The sequence below is a fragment of the Marinobacter sp. C7 genome (genome assembly GCF_022343555.1).
Taxonomy (GTDB): domain Bacteria; phylum Pseudomonadota; class Gammaproteobacteria; order Pseudomonadales; family Oleiphilaceae; genus Marinobacter.
The window spans coordinates 1-18,177 of sequence record NZ_JAKQZH010000006.1 but is presented as its reverse complement, the minus strand read 5'-3'; the positions used below and the strand labels follow the sequence as shown (position 1 = coordinate 18,177).

General features: G+C 58.7%; 13 protein-coding genes. 8 read left to right on the top strand and 5 right to left on the bottom strand.

From position 1 onward, the window contains the following. The first annotated feature begins 240 nt into the window (after nucleotides 1-240). A complete protein-coding gene (locus tag MD273_RS17705; RefSeq protein ID WP_502846077.1) occupies nucleotides 241-1,572 on the top strand; it encodes a DNA recombination protein RmuC in 1,332 nt (443 codons plus the stop codon). Between the two features lie 5 nt (nucleotides 1,573-1,577). After that, entirely contained in the window at nucleotides 1,578-2,435 is an 858-nt protein-coding gene (locus tag MD273_RS17700; RefSeq protein ID WP_239039124.1) for a hypothetical protein, read from the top strand. Nucleotides 2,436-2,440: 5 nt separating this feature from the next. Here the strand turns inward: MD273_RS17700 and MD273_RS17695 are convergent, their stop codons facing one another. Continuing rightward, the gene (locus MD273_RS17695; protein ID WP_239039123.1) at nucleotides 2,441-3,460 is read right to left on the bottom strand and encodes an AraC family transcriptional regulator; all 1,020 of its coding nucleotides are present in this window, start codon (nucleotides 3,458-3,460) and stop codon (nucleotides 2,441-2,443) included. A gap of 199 nt (nucleotides 3,461-3,659) precedes the next feature. Here MD273_RS17695 and MD273_RS17690 point away from each other — a divergent pair, with 199 nt between their 5' ends. Then, nucleotides 3,660-4,721, top strand: a complete 1,062-nt coding sequence (locus tag MD273_RS17690; RefSeq protein ID WP_239039122.1) for a CaiB/BaiF CoA transferase family protein — start codon at nucleotides 3,660-3,662, stop codon at nucleotides 4,719-4,721. A gap of 94 nt (nucleotides 4,722-4,815) precedes the next feature. On the opposite strand, the gene MD273_RS17685 is transcribed toward MD273_RS17690, so the two are convergent. Both MD273_RS17685 and MD273_RS17680 read right to left on the bottom strand, forming a co-directional pair. Continuing rightward, nucleotides 4,816-7,605 carry an MECDP-synthase gene (locus MD273_RS17685; RefSeq protein WP_239039121.1) on the bottom strand — a complete coding sequence of 930 codons (2,790 nt, stop codon included), beginning with the start codon at nucleotides 7,603-7,605 and terminating at the stop codon, nucleotides 4,816-4,818. A 227-nt stretch (nucleotides 7,606-7,832) separates the two neighbouring features. Continuing rightward, entirely contained in the window at nucleotides 7,833-8,606 is a 774-nt protein-coding gene (locus MD273_RS17680; protein WP_239039120.1) for an enoyl-CoA hydratase, read from the bottom strand. 181 nt (nucleotides 8,607-8,787) lie between these two features. On the opposite strand from MD273_RS17680, the gene MD273_RS17675 reads away from it, so the two are divergent. After that, complete coding sequence (locus MD273_RS17675) at nucleotides 8,788-10,302, top strand: fumarate hydratase (RefSeq protein ID WP_239039119.1); 1,515 nt, start codon at nucleotides 8,788-8,790, stop codon at nucleotides 10,300-10,302. Nucleotides 10,303-10,356: 54 nt separating this feature from the next. On the opposite strand, the gene MD273_RS17670 is transcribed toward MD273_RS17675, so the two are convergent. Further along, nucleotides 10,357-11,811 carry a protein adenylyltransferase SelO gene (locus MD273_RS17670; protein WP_239039118.1) on the bottom strand — a complete coding sequence of 485 codons (1,455 nt, stop codon included), beginning with the start codon at nucleotides 11,809-11,811 and terminating at the stop codon, nucleotides 10,357-10,359. Nucleotides 11,812-11,880: 69 nt separating this feature from the next. Between MD273_RS17670 and MD273_RS17665 the strand changes: the two genes are divergently transcribed. From MD273_RS17665 to MD273_RS17650, 4 genes are read left to right on the top strand one after another with little or no spacing between them, the layout of a single operon-like run. Continuing rightward, nucleotides 11,881-12,831: a hypothetical protein gene (locus MD273_RS17665; protein WP_239039117.1), complete on the top strand. Its 951-nt coding sequence runs from the start codon at nucleotides 11,881-11,883 to the stop codon at nucleotides 12,829-12,831. A gap of 22 nt (nucleotides 12,832-12,853) precedes the next feature. After that, nucleotides 12,854-13,657 (top strand): HAD-IIB family hydrolase, encoded by an 804-nt coding sequence (locus MD273_RS17660; protein WP_239039116.1) that lies wholly within the window; start codon nucleotides 12,854-12,856, stop codon nucleotides 13,655-13,657. A 14-nt stretch (nucleotides 13,658-13,671) separates the two neighbouring features. Then, nucleotides 13,672-14,895, top strand: coding sequence for a glycosyltransferase family protein (locus MD273_RS17655; RefSeq protein ID WP_239039115.1), 1,224 nt, complete (start codon nucleotides 13,672-13,674; stop codon nucleotides 14,893-14,895). Then, nucleotides 14,892-16,640 (top strand): alpha-amylase family glycosyl hydrolase, encoded by a 1,749-nt coding sequence (locus tag MD273_RS17650; protein WP_239039114.1) that lies wholly within the window; start codon nucleotides 14,892-14,894, stop codon nucleotides 16,638-16,640. The genes MD273_RS17655 and MD273_RS17650 overlap by 4 nt, the downstream gene beginning before the upstream one ends. Nucleotides 16,641-16,763: 123 nt before the next feature. Here the strand turns inward: MD273_RS17650 and MD273_RS17645 are convergent, their stop codons facing one another. Further along, nucleotides 16,764-17,789 carry an NADP-dependent oxidoreductase gene (locus tag MD273_RS17645; protein ID WP_239039113.1) on the bottom strand — a complete coding sequence of 342 codons (1,026 nt, stop codon included), beginning with the start codon at nucleotides 17,787-17,789 and terminating at the stop codon, nucleotides 16,764-16,766. Nucleotides 17,790-18,177 lie beyond the last annotated feature (388 nt).

Here is an 18,177-nt window from a genome sequence, read left to right as displayed (position 1 = left end):
TCAATTTGCCAATCAGTCGAGGTCGCAAGACCCTCATTAATGCCTATGAACGGGAGGCAACGCAAAAGGTTCCATTGTTACGTTAAACTGTTCTTCATTATGTGATCATCCGGGAATACCAACCAGGAGCGTCTTGCAGTGCCGGAAGCAATAACCCGATGGATAGTGGCCTCGCCGGAGTTGATGGCTGGATTAGTGGTAGTGCTGGCGTTGCTGATCGTGCTGCTCGCCGCTCTCCTGATGCGTTCGGCACGCAAGGGGGATGGCTGGCAAGCCAGGGCGTTCAATGCTGAGACGCGGGTGGCGGGGCTTGAGTCGGATGTTGGCGGCAAGCGACAGTGGATCGACCAACTGGAAGGCGAGCGTAAAAACCTGCAGGCCCGGATCGAGGATCTTTCCGGCGAGCTGCACCGTGTGAAGGTGAGGCTTCGCGAACAGGAAGTTGCCCTGGACCGGGAGCGCCGTTCGGCGGCAGAGAAGCTGGAGCTGCTGGAGCGTAACCGCGATGCGTTGAAACAGGAGTTCGAAAACCTGGCCAACCGGATTTTCGATCAGAAGAACGAGCGCTTCACCCAGCAGACCCGAACCAGCCTGGACAGCCTGCTCAATCCTTTCCGGGATCAGTTGCAGGACTTCCGCAAGCGGGTGGAGGATGTCTACACCACCGAGACCCGGGACCGCCAGGCATTGCGAAGCGAGATCAAGTCGCTGCAGGAGCTGAACCGGCAGATCACCGAAGAGGCCGCCAACCTGACCAGGGCCCTGAAGGGTGACAAGAAGATCCAGGGCAACTGGGGTGAGCTGATTCTGGAGCGGGTGCTGGAAAAGTCCGGCCTGCGAAAAGGCATTGAATACGAAACCCAGGGCAGTTACCGGGACGGCGAGCACCAGCTGTTGCGCCCGGATGTGGTAGTGCATCTGCCGGATAACCGGAACCTGATTGTGGATTCCAAGGTGTCCCTTCTGGCCTACCAGCAGTGGGTCAACGAGGAAGATGAGAATGCCCGTGCCGAGGCGCTGAAACAGCATGTGGAGGCAGTCCGGAACCATATCCGGACCCTGAGCGAGAAAGATTACAGTCAGCTCCATGGCCTGCATTCGCCGGATTTCGTGCTGTTGTTCATGCCCATCGAGCCGGCGTTCGTGGCGGCATTTCAGCAGGACGAGAACCTTTTCGCAGAAGCCTTCGAGCGAAAGATTATTGTGGTCACGCCGACCACGCTGCTGGCCACACTGCGGACCATCGAGAATATCTGGCGCTATGAACGCCAGAGCCAGAATGCCCGGCGGATTGCCGATCGGGCCAGTGCGGTCTATGACAAGCTCAGAGTTTTTGTGGAGGCCATGGAGCGCCTGGGAAGTCAGTTGCAAACCGCCCAGGGCAGCTACGATTCGGCCATGAATACCCTGACCCGGGGCCGTGGTAACCTGATTTCCCAGGCGAACCGGTTTGTGGAGTTAGGCGTGAGAGTCAAGAAAGAACTTCCCCGGGGCATCCTGGAGCAGGCCGAAGTGGATGCCGGAGACACCGAGATGGAAGCGGCGATGAACGCCGATAACCAGCAGGAGTAAGAACCATGGCAGTAGCATCTGGAATGTTTCATCGACTGGCCCGGTCCGTGGCCCTGGTGGCAGCCCTCTCGGCCGCCGGTCAGGTGCAGGCCCTGGCTCCGGAGCACGAGATGCGCCGGTTGATGCTGGCTACAGAAGAGGCGGTCAATGCCGGTAACTGGGGGGAGGCCGGTGAGTACCTCAATCGGCTTCAGAAACTGGAAGCGGAAAAACCTCCGGAGTACTTTTTCTACCGGGGTCGGGTGATGCTGGAAGCCGGTCATCTCAACGAAGCCCAGGCAGCCCTCGAAGCCTACGTAACCCAGGCGGGTGCCGACGGCAGCCATTATCAGAAAGCCCTCAAACTGATCACCGATGTGGAGCGCACCCGCCAATCGGGAGCAGCAACCAACGGTAACGGCGAGAAACCTCCAAAGGTGGCAGTGATTGAGCCGGCGGGCAACCAGAGCACCGCCTCACTCAGAAGGCTCTACCTCGCGGACAACGACCGGGAAGCCTTGCTGACTCATCTGAACAGCCTGCTCGATGTGGCGGGCTGGCGGGCGGACCAGACCGTTGTCCGGCTGGATAACCCTGCGGATGTGGCGTATGAGGTCAGTGCGACTGAAAGCGTGATCAGCTTTCAGGAAATTCGTCGCGAGGCCGGAAACCGCCTGGTGCGCAAGACCCAGACCATGGAAGTCTATGGGGTGAATCCGATGATCGAATGGGGCTGTGAGGCCGCTGTGTCCAGCTGCTGGATATACGATCCCCGTGATGGTTCCCGGTTGATGCAGCTTGGCTACAACCGGGAGCGCGCCGGTGAAATCGCCCAGACGTTGGGGCAACTGGTCCGCCATCTGCAAGCGCCTGACGGCTCCTGATTTCCTCAGGATTCCAGGTTTCCCCGTTCACCCTCGCGATAGGCACCGGGGGTGACGCCTGTCCATTTCTTGAAGGCGCGGTGGAACGTGGACGGCTCGGTAAAGCCCACCTTTTCCGCGATGTCATTGATGGCCAGATCCTGCCGGCCAAGGTAGTAGATCGCCATGTCCCGCCGCAGCAGGTCCTTGATCTCCTGAAAGGACGTATTCTCCTGTTTCAGGCGGCGCCGGAGCGTTTGCGGGCTGGTATGCAGCTCTGAAGCAATCCACTCGAAATCCGGCAGGGGCCTGGAGAAATCCCGGCCAATCAATGCGCGAATCCTGCCGGTCCAGGTATTGCTTTCGTCCGGCCGGGAAAGCAGGTCCGCCGGTGAAGTCTTGAGGAACTGCCGCATTTCCGGCTTGTCGCGGATGACCGGCTCCGAGAGGAAACGCTTGTCGAAGGTGAGGGCGGTCCGGCCTGATTCGAACTCCAGCGGGCAATGGAAGATGTGCCGGTACTCATCACCGTGGGGCGGCCGCGGGTAATCGAACTCGGCTTTGTCCAATTCCACCGGCTGGCCAATGAGCCAGCTACCGAGGCGATGCCAGATAACCAGAATACTCTCGCGCAGGAAGTAACTGGGATCATAGATCTCGCCTTCGATACGCAGCACCAGCCGCGCCTGCTCTTCACCGACTTCCAGCTCCATGGACACCATGGGCTCGAACAGGCGTGAGAACTGAAATGCCTGGCGATAGACGGCCTCCAGGTTGGGGCAATCGATAACCAGGGCGCACATGGTTGCAAAGGTACCCGTCCGGGCCCGACGGGGGCCCATGCCCATGAATTCGTCACCGGTACGGTTCCACAGCACCTGCATCAGCCGGCTGAACTGGTCACTGCTGACCCGCGCCATGTCGATGCGCAGCAAATCCGGGGAAATCCCGGCGTCCTTCAGCATCTCCCGGGTATCCAGTCCCCGGGCCTCGGCGCCGACCAAAGCTGCCTGTACAAAATGTCTTGAAACCGTCAGGTTGGGCATTGTGCTCGCCATTCCTTGAAAACGAAACCCATCATAAAACCCCGGGGGAACATTGCAACCGGCCTAACTGCCTGAAGCGTGGAAGAATTGGTCAACGGGAATGGGGGAACCGGCAGTTGGCCCCGGGAGCAAAACACGGCAGCATGGTGATAAAACAGATCTGCTCAAACCATAATTGCCTGACAAGAAGGAGAAGACCATGGCAAGCCCCTTGCGTTCACTGAAGGTTCTGGATTTCAGCACCTTGCTGCCCGGCCCCTACGCTACCATGCTGCTGGCCGACATGGGGGCAGAGGTACTGCGAATCGAGGCACCGGACCGGGTGGACCTCACAAAAGTGATGCCTCCCTTCGACGGCAAATTCAGTACCGCCTTTTCCTATCTCACCCGTGGTAAGGACACGCTGCAGCTCAATCTCAAACAGGAAGGCGCTGCAGACAAAGTAAAGGAACTGGTCAGGGACTACGACATTGTGGTTGAGCAATTCCGTCCCGGCGTGATGGACCGCCTGGGCATCGGGTACGAGACCCTGAGAGAAATCAACCCCGGCTTGATTTACTGCGCCATCACCGGCTACGGCCAGACCGGCCCCTACCGGGACCGCGCCGGCCACGACATCAACTACCTCTCTATTGCCGGCGTATCCAGCCACTGCGGCCGCGCAGACAGCGGCCCTCCGCCCATGGGCATCCAGGTAGCGGACGTGGCCGGAGGTTCCCACCATGCCGTCATGGGCATCCTCGCGGCCGTTATCGAACGCCAGCAGACCGGCAGGGGTCAGTTCGTCGATATCAGCATGACCGACGCTGCCTTCGCCCTCAACGCCATGTCCGGCGCGGCCTGCCTGGCCGGAGGCGTGGAACAGAAGCCCGAGAGCAGTTTGCTCAACGGCGGTTCTTTCTATGACTACTACCAGACCCGTGATGGCCGCTGGCTGTCGGTGGGCAGTCTGGAGCCCCAGTTCTCGGCACGGCTGTGTGACGCCCTGGGGCTGTCGGAAATGAAAAGCCTGGCACTGAGCCAGAAGCCGAACGATCAGAAGCAGCTCAAGACGGCCATTCAGGAGAAAGTGAAAGAGAAGACACTGGCGGAGTGGCAGGAAGTATTCGATGGGCAGGACGCCTGTGTGGAACCGGTGCTGACGATCGCAGAGGCGGCGGAGCACCCGCAGTTGAGGGCCAGAGAGATGGTGATTGAGGTTGATCGGGGGGATGGGGTGATGCAGAGGCAGATTGGGAGCCCTTTAAACTTCTCCGACTAGGTTGACTTGGCTGTTCGTTGAGTTTTGTCGTTAAGGTGTGTTCCACACCAAAAGAAAAACCCCGGCTTGCGCCGGGGTTTTTCGTGGGTTGCGTTTACTGGTTCTGGTCCAGAGCGGCCTCAACCGTTGGACTATCCCCAAGGACGCTAGAATCGATGACAGGGATTGCTTGCTGGGTGATGTTTCCAAACACTTCAGCAACCATCTCGCCAAATGCGTCACCAGTACTTGAGCCGTTCGGGCAAACCGGGTCCGTTTCGTCAGCTGGCGTAGCTGGGGCAACGAATGTGCCATGATTAGCCGTCGAGCAGGGCTGGGCGCCGAAGAAGAACGATGACGCGTTTGCGACGGGACCCACTGGCACCGGATTGCTTGCCGTAATCAGTGAGCCCGAAGTCAACGGATCAACACCCGCGCCCAAGTTTACCAGAGCCATTAGAGGCTCTGTTCCGGCAAGCGGTGCGGACAGTGCCTGCCCCAGAGTCGAAACGTTCGCCTCGTTCGGAACAGTGAGGTCTCCTACTACTTCGGAGAGCAAAAGACCGGTGGTGCCTTCTGCTGAAACGCTGGCGCCAAGCCGCATGCCAAAGTTGACCGGGTCAGTACTGTCAAGTGCTGACTGCCACACGTAGAGGAAGGTCTCGAGCGATGACGTGCCCTGGACTACAGTGCCGCCAGTTGCTGCCGACAAACCGCCGAGTACTGCGGGAGAAAACGCCGGAGAGTTTTCTGCCATCTTCGCCAACTGGGAACCAGTGTTCATCAGAGAAATAGAGGTGAAATCCGGGTAGAGCGCATTTGCGCCAATTGCTCCGTACGCACCTCTGAGGAAAGCATCCTCGGCAAGAGTGACAAACGGTGTTCCAGAAATCCCACCCAGGGAGTGGCCAACGAAGTGGTAGTTTGCATTGTGAAGGGCATCACCTGCGTAGACCGCACCGTCAAGGCCCGGGCCATCGATATCGAACGCGCCGAAACGCATTGTTGCGGACAGGTTCAGCAGATCTACAACTCCCTGACGGAGAAGGTCTCGGGTTGTCTGCAGGCTTTGCAGGTTAATTGCCAGACTTCCAGACTCAACATCCGTAATCGATTCGGCTGCCTGCGGTGTAAGAGTGCCTGGAACAGCCGTAAAGTTAAAGTGACGCTCACCTACGTAATCCGCTTCCGGGAAATCTGCAGGATCAATGTAACTTCCCGGCGTCAGCCCGGGGATAGTCCCCACAGTATCGCCCCCGAGGCCATGCAGCGGCTGATCGACTGCGACAGTGGCAATGCAGGTACCGTTAGCAAGTTGAGCTCCCTGTGCGGCCAAGACAACTGCAGGGATTGTTGCGACACTTCTGTCGACTGTAAGCCCGTGCTGGAAGACCACAACGTCGCTAATCGCTGTGCAGCCCGCAGTTGCTTTGGGATAAAACACAGTTACAGGAACAGCTACCTTTGCGTTCTCCTTGGGGAAGGGCATGTACTGTGTCACGTTCAATGTGCCATCGGCGTCCCGCGGGAACTCAAAGTTGGAGAGAGTGGCCAGGCTTGGATCACTATCTCTGAGTGAATCGATCGTGCTGTTCAGCGCCGTCTCAAGGTCCGTGTCGCCTCGCCACATTCCTTCTACGAGTCCTGCTCCGGTTTCGCCGGGCAGCTCAAGGTAATAGGGAAGCTCGATTGCGCCTTCCGTCACGTTGACAAAGCCAGCTGCGGTTTGAAGCTCAGCATTTCCTGAGGCGGAGATCGCTGGAAGTGTGTCTGCCGACTTGGTTGTATCGCTATAGAATGTGGCTCCCCTTGGTTGGGGGAACGGCAATTCTGAGACTACAGAACCCACGACTTGCTGGCCCAGAGTAGGATCTGCAATGTAAGGCCCGATTGCGGCACCGACTGCCTGCGCAAGCTCAACGTTTTCCGGGGAGTCGCTCAAGGCATCTGCCAACGCTGCGAATACAGTTGAAGCGGTTGCTGTTTCGGGCAGATTATCCCTGACCACCTGAAGAGCGGAGTACAGAACAACCTGCTGGCCCAGTTTCGGCAGGTAGGGGGCTGGACTCGTAATAGAATCAAGAACCGTCTGTGTGTTGGAGGTAGTGATTGTATAGGCAAGGGTCACGTCGTCGGTGATGCCGTTAGCACCCAACCAGCCGGCCGCCAACGCCTCACCGCCTTGAACGAGATCCCGCACTGATTGCAGAGCCGGATTCCCCAGAGGCCCGTCACCAGCCATTTGTGAATAACCGATGGACGGCGCTGTGGAACGGCCATCTGTAGCTTTTACACCACCGGTCACAATAACGAGGTACTTGGTTTGATTCTCAAGCGGCTTTAGCGGAGTGATTCGGATAACGTTGTCCGTCCCCCCGTCTAGAGAGACCACTTCAGTTCGGAAATCCTGGGCTGCGAATTTAGCCAGATCGAACGGATCGCTGGAATTGATATAGGCCGGATTTGCCGTTAGCTCAATGTCAGGCGTATTTTCTGACACAGGCAACATGTTCATCGGAACCAGATGTACGGTTTGGTTGGCAATCACCGTCGAAGCATCCAGTGAACCATTGAATCGAACGTCTATCTGACCCGAAGTCGAGAAGCCGGCGAGATCATTAATAGTGTTGGAGGCAGGATCGGTTCCGGTAGTAAAGCCCGTAAAGTCGTAGTTCGTGCTTTGGCCCGCACCCAGGAGAAGCACCAGATCATAATTTGCAGGGATGCTGAAATCCGGGGCTGTCAAAATCGGATTGAAAATTGGGCGGACCAGCGTCTGGTCAATAGTCGTGTCAGTAATCTGATAATCCGGATTAGCATTCGCCCCCTCGTCACCGCTGCTCCAGCAGCCTGTAAGTCCAACGGAAGACGCCACGGCAAGACTTATTAGTGTTTTCTTGAACATGGGTGGAACCTTTTCCTGTTGTTGTGTCGTTATGTTCTTTTTGAAATTTTGGTCAGCGCTTTGAGCCAATTTCGTAACTCTGACTATAGCGACAGTCTGGCAAGTGTTGATCAGCCAAAAGTGTGATTCTGGCTTTTCGGGTCATCCTCGCACGGATGGAGTCCGGCCTTTGTGAAAAATAGTTGCCCCTAAGCGCTTTGTCGAGCGCTGCAATCGCCATTTGCGACTTACTCGAATGACGAAAAATCAGGCGGGCGTTTTTCCATGAACGCCCGGAAAGCTTCGGCGGCTTCGGGGGATTTCAGGCGCTCGCTGAACAGCTTACCCTCGGTCAGCATGGTGTCTGTCAGGTCCTCCAGGACCGGCCGGTTGAGCAGCTGTTTTGTGGCACGGAGAGCAGCGGGTGCCTGGGTTGCGAGCTGGTCACAGAGTTCCCGGGCTTTGGACTCGGACTCCGTTGGCTCACAAACCCGGTTGATGATGCCAAGTCGCAGAGCGTCGTCCGCGGTGAACGCGGTGCCGAGCATCAGCAATTCGGCAGCACGGACGCGGCCGAGCCAGGCGGGTAGCAGCAGGCTGGAGCCGCCTTCCGGGCACAGGCCCAGATTGGCGAACGGCATCTGGAAGCGGGTGTTGGTTCCGGCGACCACCAGATCGCAGTGGAGCAACATGGTCGTGCCGATGCCTACTGCCGGGCCGTTGACCGCGGCCACCACCGGTTTGGTGGCGGTCGCCAGCAATAGAAGGAAGCGACCCACAGGAGTTTCCCGGAACTCACCCGGGAGGCCCTGGGCGAATTCGCTCAGATCATTCCCGGCGGTGAAGCACTCCTCGGTACCGGTGAACAGGGTACAGCGGATGTCGGTATCGGATTCCGCCTGTTCGAGGGCATCGCCCATGGCGGTGTACATGTCGTGGGTGAGGGCGTTCTTGCGCTCCGGCCGGTTGAGACGAACGGTCAGGATTCGGTCTGTTTTCTCGGTGAAGATGAGGTCGGTCACGGTATCTCCTGCAAACGTGCTGTTATGTCCGGGGCTTGCTCCCCCGATCGATAGTTTTTATTGCTTCCTTTTATAGCGCCTTCGCCTTCCGTCGCATCACTCGTTCGAACGATTTTCTGGTAAACTCTCGCCTCCGATTTTTCGATGACACGAAATAACGAAACAAGCTGATGAGGCGCCTATGACCACCGTAATCCGCCAGGACGACCTGATTGAGAGTGTAGCGGACGCGCTGCAATTCATTTCCTATTACCATCCCAAGGACTTTATCCAGGGCGTCTATGAGGCCTACCAGAAGGAAGAGTCCCAGGCGGCGAAGGATGCCATGGCCCAGATCCTGATCAACTCCCGGATGTGCGCCCAGGGCCACCGTCCGATCTGTCAGGACACCGGCATTGTTACGGTTTTCGTGAATATCGGCATGAACGTTCAGTGGGACTGCGATATGCCCCTGGATGATGTGATCAACGAAGGCGTTCGCCGCGCCTACACCCACCCGGACAACGTGCTGCGGGCTTCTGTGCTGGCCGATCCGGATGGCAAGCGTGCCAACACCAAGGACAACACCCCGGCCATCATCCACTACAAGATGGTTCCGGGCGACACCGTTGAGGTTCACGTGGCTGCCAAGGGTGGCGGATCCGAGGCCAAGTCCAAGTTCGCCATGCTGAACCCGTCGGACTCCGTGGTGGACTGGGTGCTGAAGATGGTGCCGCAGATGGGTGCTGGCTGGTGTCCGCCGGGCATGCTGGGTATCGGCATCGGTGGTACCGCCGAGAAGGCGATGGAGCTGGCCAAGGAAGCCCTGCTGGATCCGATCGATATTCACGACCTGCAGGCCCGCGGCGCGTCCAACCGTGCCGAAGAGCTGCGCCTGGAGCTGTTCGAGAAGGTCAACGAGCTGGGCATCGGTGCCCAGGGCCTGGGTGGCCTGACCACGGTACTGGATGTGAAGGTCAAGGATTACCCGACCCACGCCGCCAACAAGCCGGTGGCGATCATTCCGAACTGCGCTGCCACCCGCCACGCGCACTTCACCCTGGATGGCACGGGTCCGTCCCTGCAGACTCCGCCGAGCCTGGACGACTGGCCGGAGATCACCTGGGAAGTGGGCGAGAACGTGCGCCGGGTGAATCTGGATACCGTGACGCCGGAAGACGTCAAAGAGTGGCAGCCGGGTGAAACCGTTCTGCTGTCCGGCAAGATGCTCACCGGCCGTGACGCTGCCCACAAGAAGATGGTGGACATGATCGAAGCCGGCGAAGAGCTGCCGGTGGATCTGAAGGGGCGCTTTATTTACTACGTGGGCCCGGTGGATCCGGTACGCGAAGAAGTGGTTGGCCCCGCCGGTCCGACCACGGCTACCCGCATGGACAAGTTTACCCACACCATGCTCGAGAAAACCGGCCTCACCGGCATGATCGGTAAAGCCGAGCGCGGCCAGGTGGCCATCGACGCCATCAAGGAGTATGGCGCGGTGTACCTGATGGCCGTAGGTGGCGCTGCTTACCTGGTGTCCAAGGCGATCAAGGAAGCCAAGGTGGTGGCCTTTGAAGAGCTGGGTATGGAAGCCATCTACGAGTTCGAGGTGGAAGACATGCCGGTGACCGTGGCGGTGGATTCGCGGGGCAGCTCCGTGCACCAGACCGGTCCGGTGGAGTGGCACGACAAGATTATTGCTGCCAAGGCGGTTTGAGGGCTTGAAGGCGGGGTCAGAAGAAAGCTTTCTTCTGACCCTGTGCATGCCCCTTCAGCTGGAACAGCTGATGTTCAAATGCTTCCCCCAGTCCGGCGGCAGTGCCGCATACTTCTCAAACTCCGGCTGCTCGTCATACGGGCGCCTGAGCACCTGCAGTAACTCCTCCATCGGCTGATAATCCCCGTTTTGCGCCTCCTGAATCACCTGCTGGGCCAGGTAGTTCCGCAGGATGTATTTCGGGTTTACCTTGCGCATGGCGTATTCCCGCTCGTCATGGGCGCGGGTTTCTTTTTGCAGGCGTTGCTCGTATCGCTCCAGCCATTCGTCCGCCACGCTTCGGTCCACGAACAGGTCCCGTACCGGCGCGTGGCCCTTATCATAGAGGCTGGAGAGGCCCCGGAAGAACCGGGTGTAGTCAATGTGGTGTTCGTGGAGCATGCTGAATGTCTCCATGATCAGGCTGAGGTCGGCGTCTTCGGGTTCGGCCAGGCCGAGCTTGTCGCGCATGTTTTGCAGGAAACGCTCGTTGTAGGTCACCTCGTACCGCCTCAGGCCACGGCGGACGCTGTCCTCGTCCATGACCGGCAACAACGCGTTGGCCAGGTACTGACAGTTTACAAAGCCGACCTGGGGCTGGCGGTTGTAGGCATACCGGCCTTCCTGGTCGGTATGGTTGCAGATGTAGCCGGCGTCGAAATCGTCTAGGAAGGCGTAGGGGCCGTAGTCGAAGGTGTCGCCGATGATGGACATGTTGTCGCTGTTCATTACGCCATGGCAGAAGCCCACTGCCTGCCAGTCGGCAATCAGGCGCGCGGTTCTCTCCACCACTTCCTCAAACCAGCGGGTGTGGCGTTCGTCGTCCGGCAAATCGATCAGGTGCGGGAAGTGCAGGGCAATGACGTGCTCGATCAGGGTCTGCACCGCCTCCGGCCCTTCGTGATGGGCAGCGAATTCGAAGTGGCCGAACCGGATGTGACTTTCCGCTACCCGTACCAGAGCGGCTGCAGTTTCTATGGATTCCCTCCGGATCGGGTCCTTCGCGCTCACCATGAACAGGGCCCGGGTGGTGGGAATGCCGAGAAAATGCATGGCCTCGCTGCACAGGTATTCCCGGATGGTGGAGCGCAACACCGCCCGGCCATCACCGAAGCGGGAGTAGGGTGTGGTGCCGGCGCCCTTGAGGTGCCAGTCCCAGCGCCGGCCATCGGGCCCGATGGTCTCCCACAGCAGCAGGCCGCGGCCGTCTCCCAGTTCCGGGTTGTACATGCCGAACTGGTGGCCGGTGTACTTCATGGCCACCGGGTCCATGCCTTCCAGTAACTCCGAACCGGCCCCGACTCCGGTCCACTGCTCTGCAGAACCGGCGTGGAAGCCCATTTGGCGTGCCAGTTCATGGTTGAAGGTGACCATTCTGGCGTCGGTCAGTGGCTTTGGCTGTACCCGGGTGTAAAAACTCTCCGGAAGCTCCAGGTAGCGATGTTCGATCCGGAAACCTGTGTCACTCATACAATGCGTATACTCTCAGTTGGTACAGATTCTGCTGTTTTCAAATTTAAACCGATTCAGGAAACCACCGTGTCTGACAACGAACTCAACAGCACCATTGAGAACCTGATCAATCAGGAGGGTCTGCCTTCTTCATACGGAGACACCGTCGAACAGACCATCCTGCCGCTGGCGCGCCGGATTCTGGAACTCCGGCAAGGGCTCGGGCGCCCCGTGATTATTGGCATCCATGGGGCCCAGGGCACCGGCAAATCAACCCTGACCCTGTTCCTGAAAGAAATCCTGAGCCGGCACCATGGCACGCCCACGGCCAGTTTCTCCATTGATGATATCTACCTTACCAGAGCAGAGCGCCAGAGACTTGCCGGACTGGTCCACCCATTGTTCATTACCCGGGGTGTGCCGGGTACACACGATGTGTCTCTGGGCCAGAAGGTGATCGACCAGCTGCTGGCCGCTGAACCCGGGGAGAAGACCGCAATTCCGGCTTTTGACAAGGCCCGGGATGATCGTGCGCCCCGGGACCTGTGGCCGGTGTTCGAAGGCCCGGCGGAGGTCATTCTGGTGGAAGGCTGGTGCCTGGGAGCAGCGCCCGAAAGTGAAGAGGCGCTGGCAAGACCAGTCAACAGGCTGGAAGCCGAGGAGGACGCTTATGCCACCTGGCGCAGCTATGTAAACGATTGTCTGAAAGACAGCTATCGCGCGTTCTTTGATCGGCTCGATTGTCTGGTGATGCTCAAGGCACCGTCCATGGAATGCGTGCTGGAATGGCGCACCCTGCAGGAGCACAAGTTGGCTGCGCGCCATGCGGGCGCACCAAAAGAGGGCGGTGGTGATGGCAGTGCTCCCTCGTTGCGCATCATGTCCGACGAAGAAGTGGCCCGATTCATCATGCACTACCAGCGCGTGACCGAGCATTGCCTCCGGGAAATGCCGGATCGGGCCGATGTCCTGATCCCTGTCGGCCCGGACCATTCATTGGAGGCTCCGCGGTTCCGGGGGGCTCCAGTCTCCAGTTAGCAAACGCAAGCGAGGAAAGCCTATGCCCAGGCCCCACCTGATTCTGTTTACCGATCTCGATGGCACCCTGCTGGACCACGAAGACTATTCCTGGGAAGCGGCCAGGCCTGCCCTTGCCAGGATACGGGCAGCGGGAGTTCCCCTGATTCTCAATTCCAGCAAGACCGCTGCGGAGATTGCGGTGCTTCGGAACGAGCTGGGCAATGGCGATCCCTACATTGTCGAAAACGGTGCAGCTGTCGTCATTCCTGCCGGTATTTTTGGCAATTCCTCGGAACAGGTGGTGAATTTTGGCGCATCCCGCGCCGTGGTGTTGTCCGCACTGGGCCGCTTGCGGGCTACCGGTGCACGTTTTCGGGGCTTTGAGGACATGTCGGCCGAAGAGCTGGCGGATTACACAGGTCTGGATGTCACCGCGGCTTCGCGGGCCATGCAACGTCACGGCACTGAGCCGCTGATCTGGGAGGGTGACGAGGAGGAATTCCGGCAATTCGAGGCCTCGCTGGCCAAGGACAACCTCCGCCTGGTGCAGGGTGGCCGCTTCTGGCATGCCATGGGTATCTTCGACAAGGCCGATGGGGCCCGTTTCTTGCTGGGTAAATATCAGGAGCGTTTTGGCCGCGAACCGGTTCTTGCTATCGCACTGGGTGACAGCCCGAACGATCAGGGCATGCTGGAGGCTTCCGACATCCCGGTGGTGATCCGGGGCGTCAACAGCGAGAGCGTCCAGCTGCCGTCAGACCGGCGCGCCATTCGCTCCCTCAGACCCGGTCCGGAAGGCTGGAATGACTGTGTACTCAATCTGCTGCTTGAGTACGGGTATTAAAGAGGAGAGCCGCCGTGGGCGACTTTTACCAGAACGGCATTGTCACCACCCTGCATAACCTTGTCCGCCGGCCTGTAGAGGAGATGGAAGCGGAACTGATGAACTTCCGAAAGGCCCGGCCCATGTCCCTTGTGCTGCCGTCGTTGTATTCGGAGCTGGAGGGGCCGGCGCTGAAAAACATCGTCAGTGAGCTGACGAAAGTGCCCTATCTGGATCAGATCGTGATCGGGCTGGACCGGGCCAACGAGGAACAGTATCGGCATGCGCTGGCGTACTTTTCCGAGCTGCCGCAGGAGTTCAAGGTGCTCTGGAACGATGGTCCGAGGCTGCGCGAGCTCGACCTCAAGCTGCGTGAGCAGAACCTGGCGCCGACCGAGATGGGTAAGGGCCGGAACGTCTGGTACTGCTTTGGCTATGTATTGGCTTCCGGTGTCAGCAAGTCCGTGGCCCTGCACGACTGCGACATCCTGACCTATTCGCGGGACCTGGTGGCGCGCCTGATTTACCCGGTGGCCAATCCTGCGTTCAACTATATGTTCTGCAAGGGCTATTATGCCCGGGTAGCGGATTCGAAAATGAATGGCCGGGTCAGTCGGCTGCTGGTGACGCCACTGATCCGTGCCCTGAAGAAAGTCTGCGGCCCCAGTGATTTCCTGGATTACCTGGATAGCTACCGCTACCCGCTGGCCGGTGAATTTTCGTTCCGGACCGACGTCATCAATGACCTGCGTATTCCGAGCGACTGGGGGCTGGAGATCGGTGTGTTGTCAGAGATGAAACGCAACTACGCCACCAACCGGCTGTGCCAGGTGGACATCGCCGATACCTACGATCACAAGCACCAGGAACTATCCCCGGAAGATGCCAGCCGGGGGTTGTCCAAGATGAGCGTGGATATCTCGAAAGCCCTGTTCCGAAAGCTGGCTACCAACGGCGAGATCTTCTCCAACGAGAAATTCCGTACCATCAAGGCCACATACTTCCGGATTGCCCTGGATTTCGTGGAAACCTATCAGAATGATGCCGTTATGAACGGCCTCACCTTCGACCGACACAAAGAAGAGAAGGCCGTGGAGCTGTTTGCCCAGAACGTGATGCGGGCCGGTGCCTATTTCCTGGACAACCCCATGGATACTCCTTTCATCCCGAGCTGGAACCGGGTCACCAGTGCCATTCCGGACATCAAGGAGCAGTTGCTGGAAGCGGTGGAGCTGGACAACGAGGAGTACCGGCCATGAGCCAGCCCCTCAAAGCCAAACTGGTCGGCATGCTGGAGGTGGTATACCCGGAACTGGACTGCGATTTCCTGGCGGAACAGCTGCTGGGCACCATGGACCTGGCTCCGAACCGGGAGCCACCGCCGGCGCACCAGAACAACTGGAACGAATCCGATATTGTCCTGATCACCTATGCGGACACTGTCCAGTGTGACGGTGAGAAGCCGCTGCAGACCCTGCACCGGTTCCTGAAGGACTGTCTGGCCGAGACGGTTTCGGCGGTTCACATCCTGCCATTCTTCCCGTACAGCTCTGACGATGGCTTTTCTGTCATGGACTATCTGGCGGTGAACGAGTCCCATGGCGGCTGGAGCGATGTCGAAAAGATTGCCGGTGATTTCAAGCTGATGGCAGACCTGGTGATCAATCACATGTCCGCGCGCAGCCGCTGGTTCGAGAATTTCCGCAAGCGGGTCGATCCGGGCAAGGATTATTTCTTTGAGGGAAATCCGAAGGATGATCTGAGCGCCGTGGTCCGGCCCAGAACTTCTCCACTGTTGACCCCGGTGCAGACCGAGGATGGCGAGCGATATGTCTGGTGTACCTTCAGTGAAGACCAGGTGGATCTGAATTTTGCCAATCCCCGGGTGCTGATCGAGTTTGCCGGGATCATCAAAAAATACCTGGAGCATGGTGTGGTGATGTTCAGGCTCGATGCCGTGGCTTTTCTCTGGAAGGAGCCGGGCACGCCGTGCATTCACCTGCAGCAGACCCATGAGCTCATCAAGATCCTGCGCCTGCTCATCGAGCACCATACGCCGGAGGCAGTGGTGATCACGGAAACCAACGTTCCCAACCGGGAGAACCTTACCTATTTCGGAAACGCCAACGAAGCGCACGTTATCTACAATTTTTCCCTGCCGCCCCTGCTGATCAACACCCTGGTGACAGGAAACTGCCGGCACCTCAAGACCTGGCTCATGAGTATGCCGCCGGCACAGATGGGAACCACCTACCTGAACTTTATCGCCTCCCACGACGGCATCGGCATGCGGCCGACGGACGGGCTGCTGGATGACGATGAGAAGCAGCGACTGATCAATACCATGGAATCTTTCGGTGGCAAGGTGTCGTATCGGCGCACCGCCGATGGTCGTGATCAGCCCTACGAGATCAACATTGCCCTGTGGGATGCCCTGAAAGGGACGGCGGAGGGTGGGGCGGACCACTGCCAGCTTCAGCGCTTTCTGTGTGCGCACACCGTCATGCTGGCCCTGGAAGGCATCCCGGCTTTCTACATCCACAGCCTGCTGGGCACGGAAAACGATTACGCCAGGGTGGAGAATACCGGCCGGCTGAGGTCCATCAACCGGGGCCAGTGGCAGCTGGACAAGCTCGAGGACGAGCTGGAAAACCCGCTATGTCACCACAGCAAGGTGTACCAGGAACTCAAGCGCCTGATCGGCATCCGCCGCGGCCAGGCCGCGTTCCATCCCAATGCCACCCAGTTCACGCTCCACCTGGGCCTGAAAATCTTCGGCTTCTGGCGCCAGAGCATGCGCCGGGACCAGTCCGTCTTCTGCATTCATAACATCAGCAACGAAGTGCAGCAGGTAGCGCTCAGCGACATCAACCTCATCGGCACCGATCACTGGGTGGACCTGATCTCCGGCATGGCCATTGATGATCTCTCCGGCAGCATCACCCTGAAACCCTACCAATGCGTCTGGCTATCGAATCAGACCGGCGGTAACTCAGGGGGCTGATAAAACCGGGGTCCACTCAGGGGTCTGATGAACTCGTTCATCTGACCCCAAGCTGGCTGGGCCCACCCACGAAACTCCCGGCTTATACCGGGGTCAGAAGAAAGCTTTCTTCTGACCCCAATTTCACTCCGAAACCCGAACCAACTGTTTCCCGAAATTCTTACCCTTCAACATTCCCTTGAACGCCTCCACCGCGTTTTCCAGCCCATCGGCAACAGTTTCCCGGTACTTCAACTGCCCGCTGGCCACCCGGGACGTCAGAATGTCGGTAATCTCCTGGTGCCGGTCCTGCCACTCGGTCACCAGGAAGAACCGATGCTCGGGCACCGGATCCAGGGCCTTGAGCACATGAAAGGGCGTTTCCACTTCCGTCATGTCCTTGGCGTTGTAGGCTGACACATACCCGCAGATTGGCACCCGTGCTCCCGTGTTGAGCAACGGCGCCACGGCCCGGGTAACGGCACCACCGACATTTTCGAAATATATGTCGATTCCGTCCGGGCAAGCGGCCTTCAGGTCCGCCTCCAGATTGCCGGCCTTGTAATCGACACAGGCATCAAAACCCAGTTCCTCGACCACAAAACGGCATTTCTCGGGGCCGCCGGCCACGCCGACCACGCGGCAACCTTCCGTCTTGGCGGTCTGGCCGACCACTGTGCCAACCGGTCCGGAAGCTGCTGACACAACCACGGTCTCGCCGGGTTGCGGTTTGCCGACATACATCAGGCCACAATACCCCGTCCGCCCCGGCATACCGGCAACACCAAGATAAGCCTGCAGCGGAACGCCTTCCTTTTTCTGGATCCGATAAACCATGGGCGCGTCAGCAGGGAAGGTCACATACTCCTGCCAACCGGAATAACAGGTAACCAGGTCACCCACCTTGAGCTTGTCAGACCGGGATTCAACGATCTGCGCGACGCTCTCGCCCACAATCACCTCATCAATCCCGATCGGGTCCATATACCCCTTGGCATCATTCATCCGGGGACGCATGTACGGATCCAGCGATAACCACAGCACCTTGGCAACAACCTCACCATCCTCCGGTGCCCGAACCGACCGCTCCTCCATGACCAGATCACCTTCCTGAATTTCCCCCTCGGGCCGCTTCTTCAACACGATTGCTCGATTCTTGTATTCGCTCACTGGAGTATCCACCTATTTAGGTTGCGTTATGAAACCAGATTAGGGTGCCGGAGAATCAACGCCGGGTCAATGACCCACGGCGGAGAGGCCAAACCAGGGGTCAGATGAAAGCCTTCATCTGACCCCATCTTCATCTCCCCACCCCGAGTTCGCGGCCAAACCCGGGGTCAGAAGAAAGCTTTCTTCTGACCCCCCCCTTCACGCCCACCCCCAGGGGTCTGATGAACGTGTTCATCTGACCCCATCTTTACACCCACCCCCAAACTCTGGATTTTCTCGAACGCCACTGGTACCTTCTCCAACTCTGCGGGCCCCATCAAGGATCCGATGGCTTGACCCCCCGCACCGATTCAACGGACCGAATCAACCCTTCAAGGACTGAAGACAT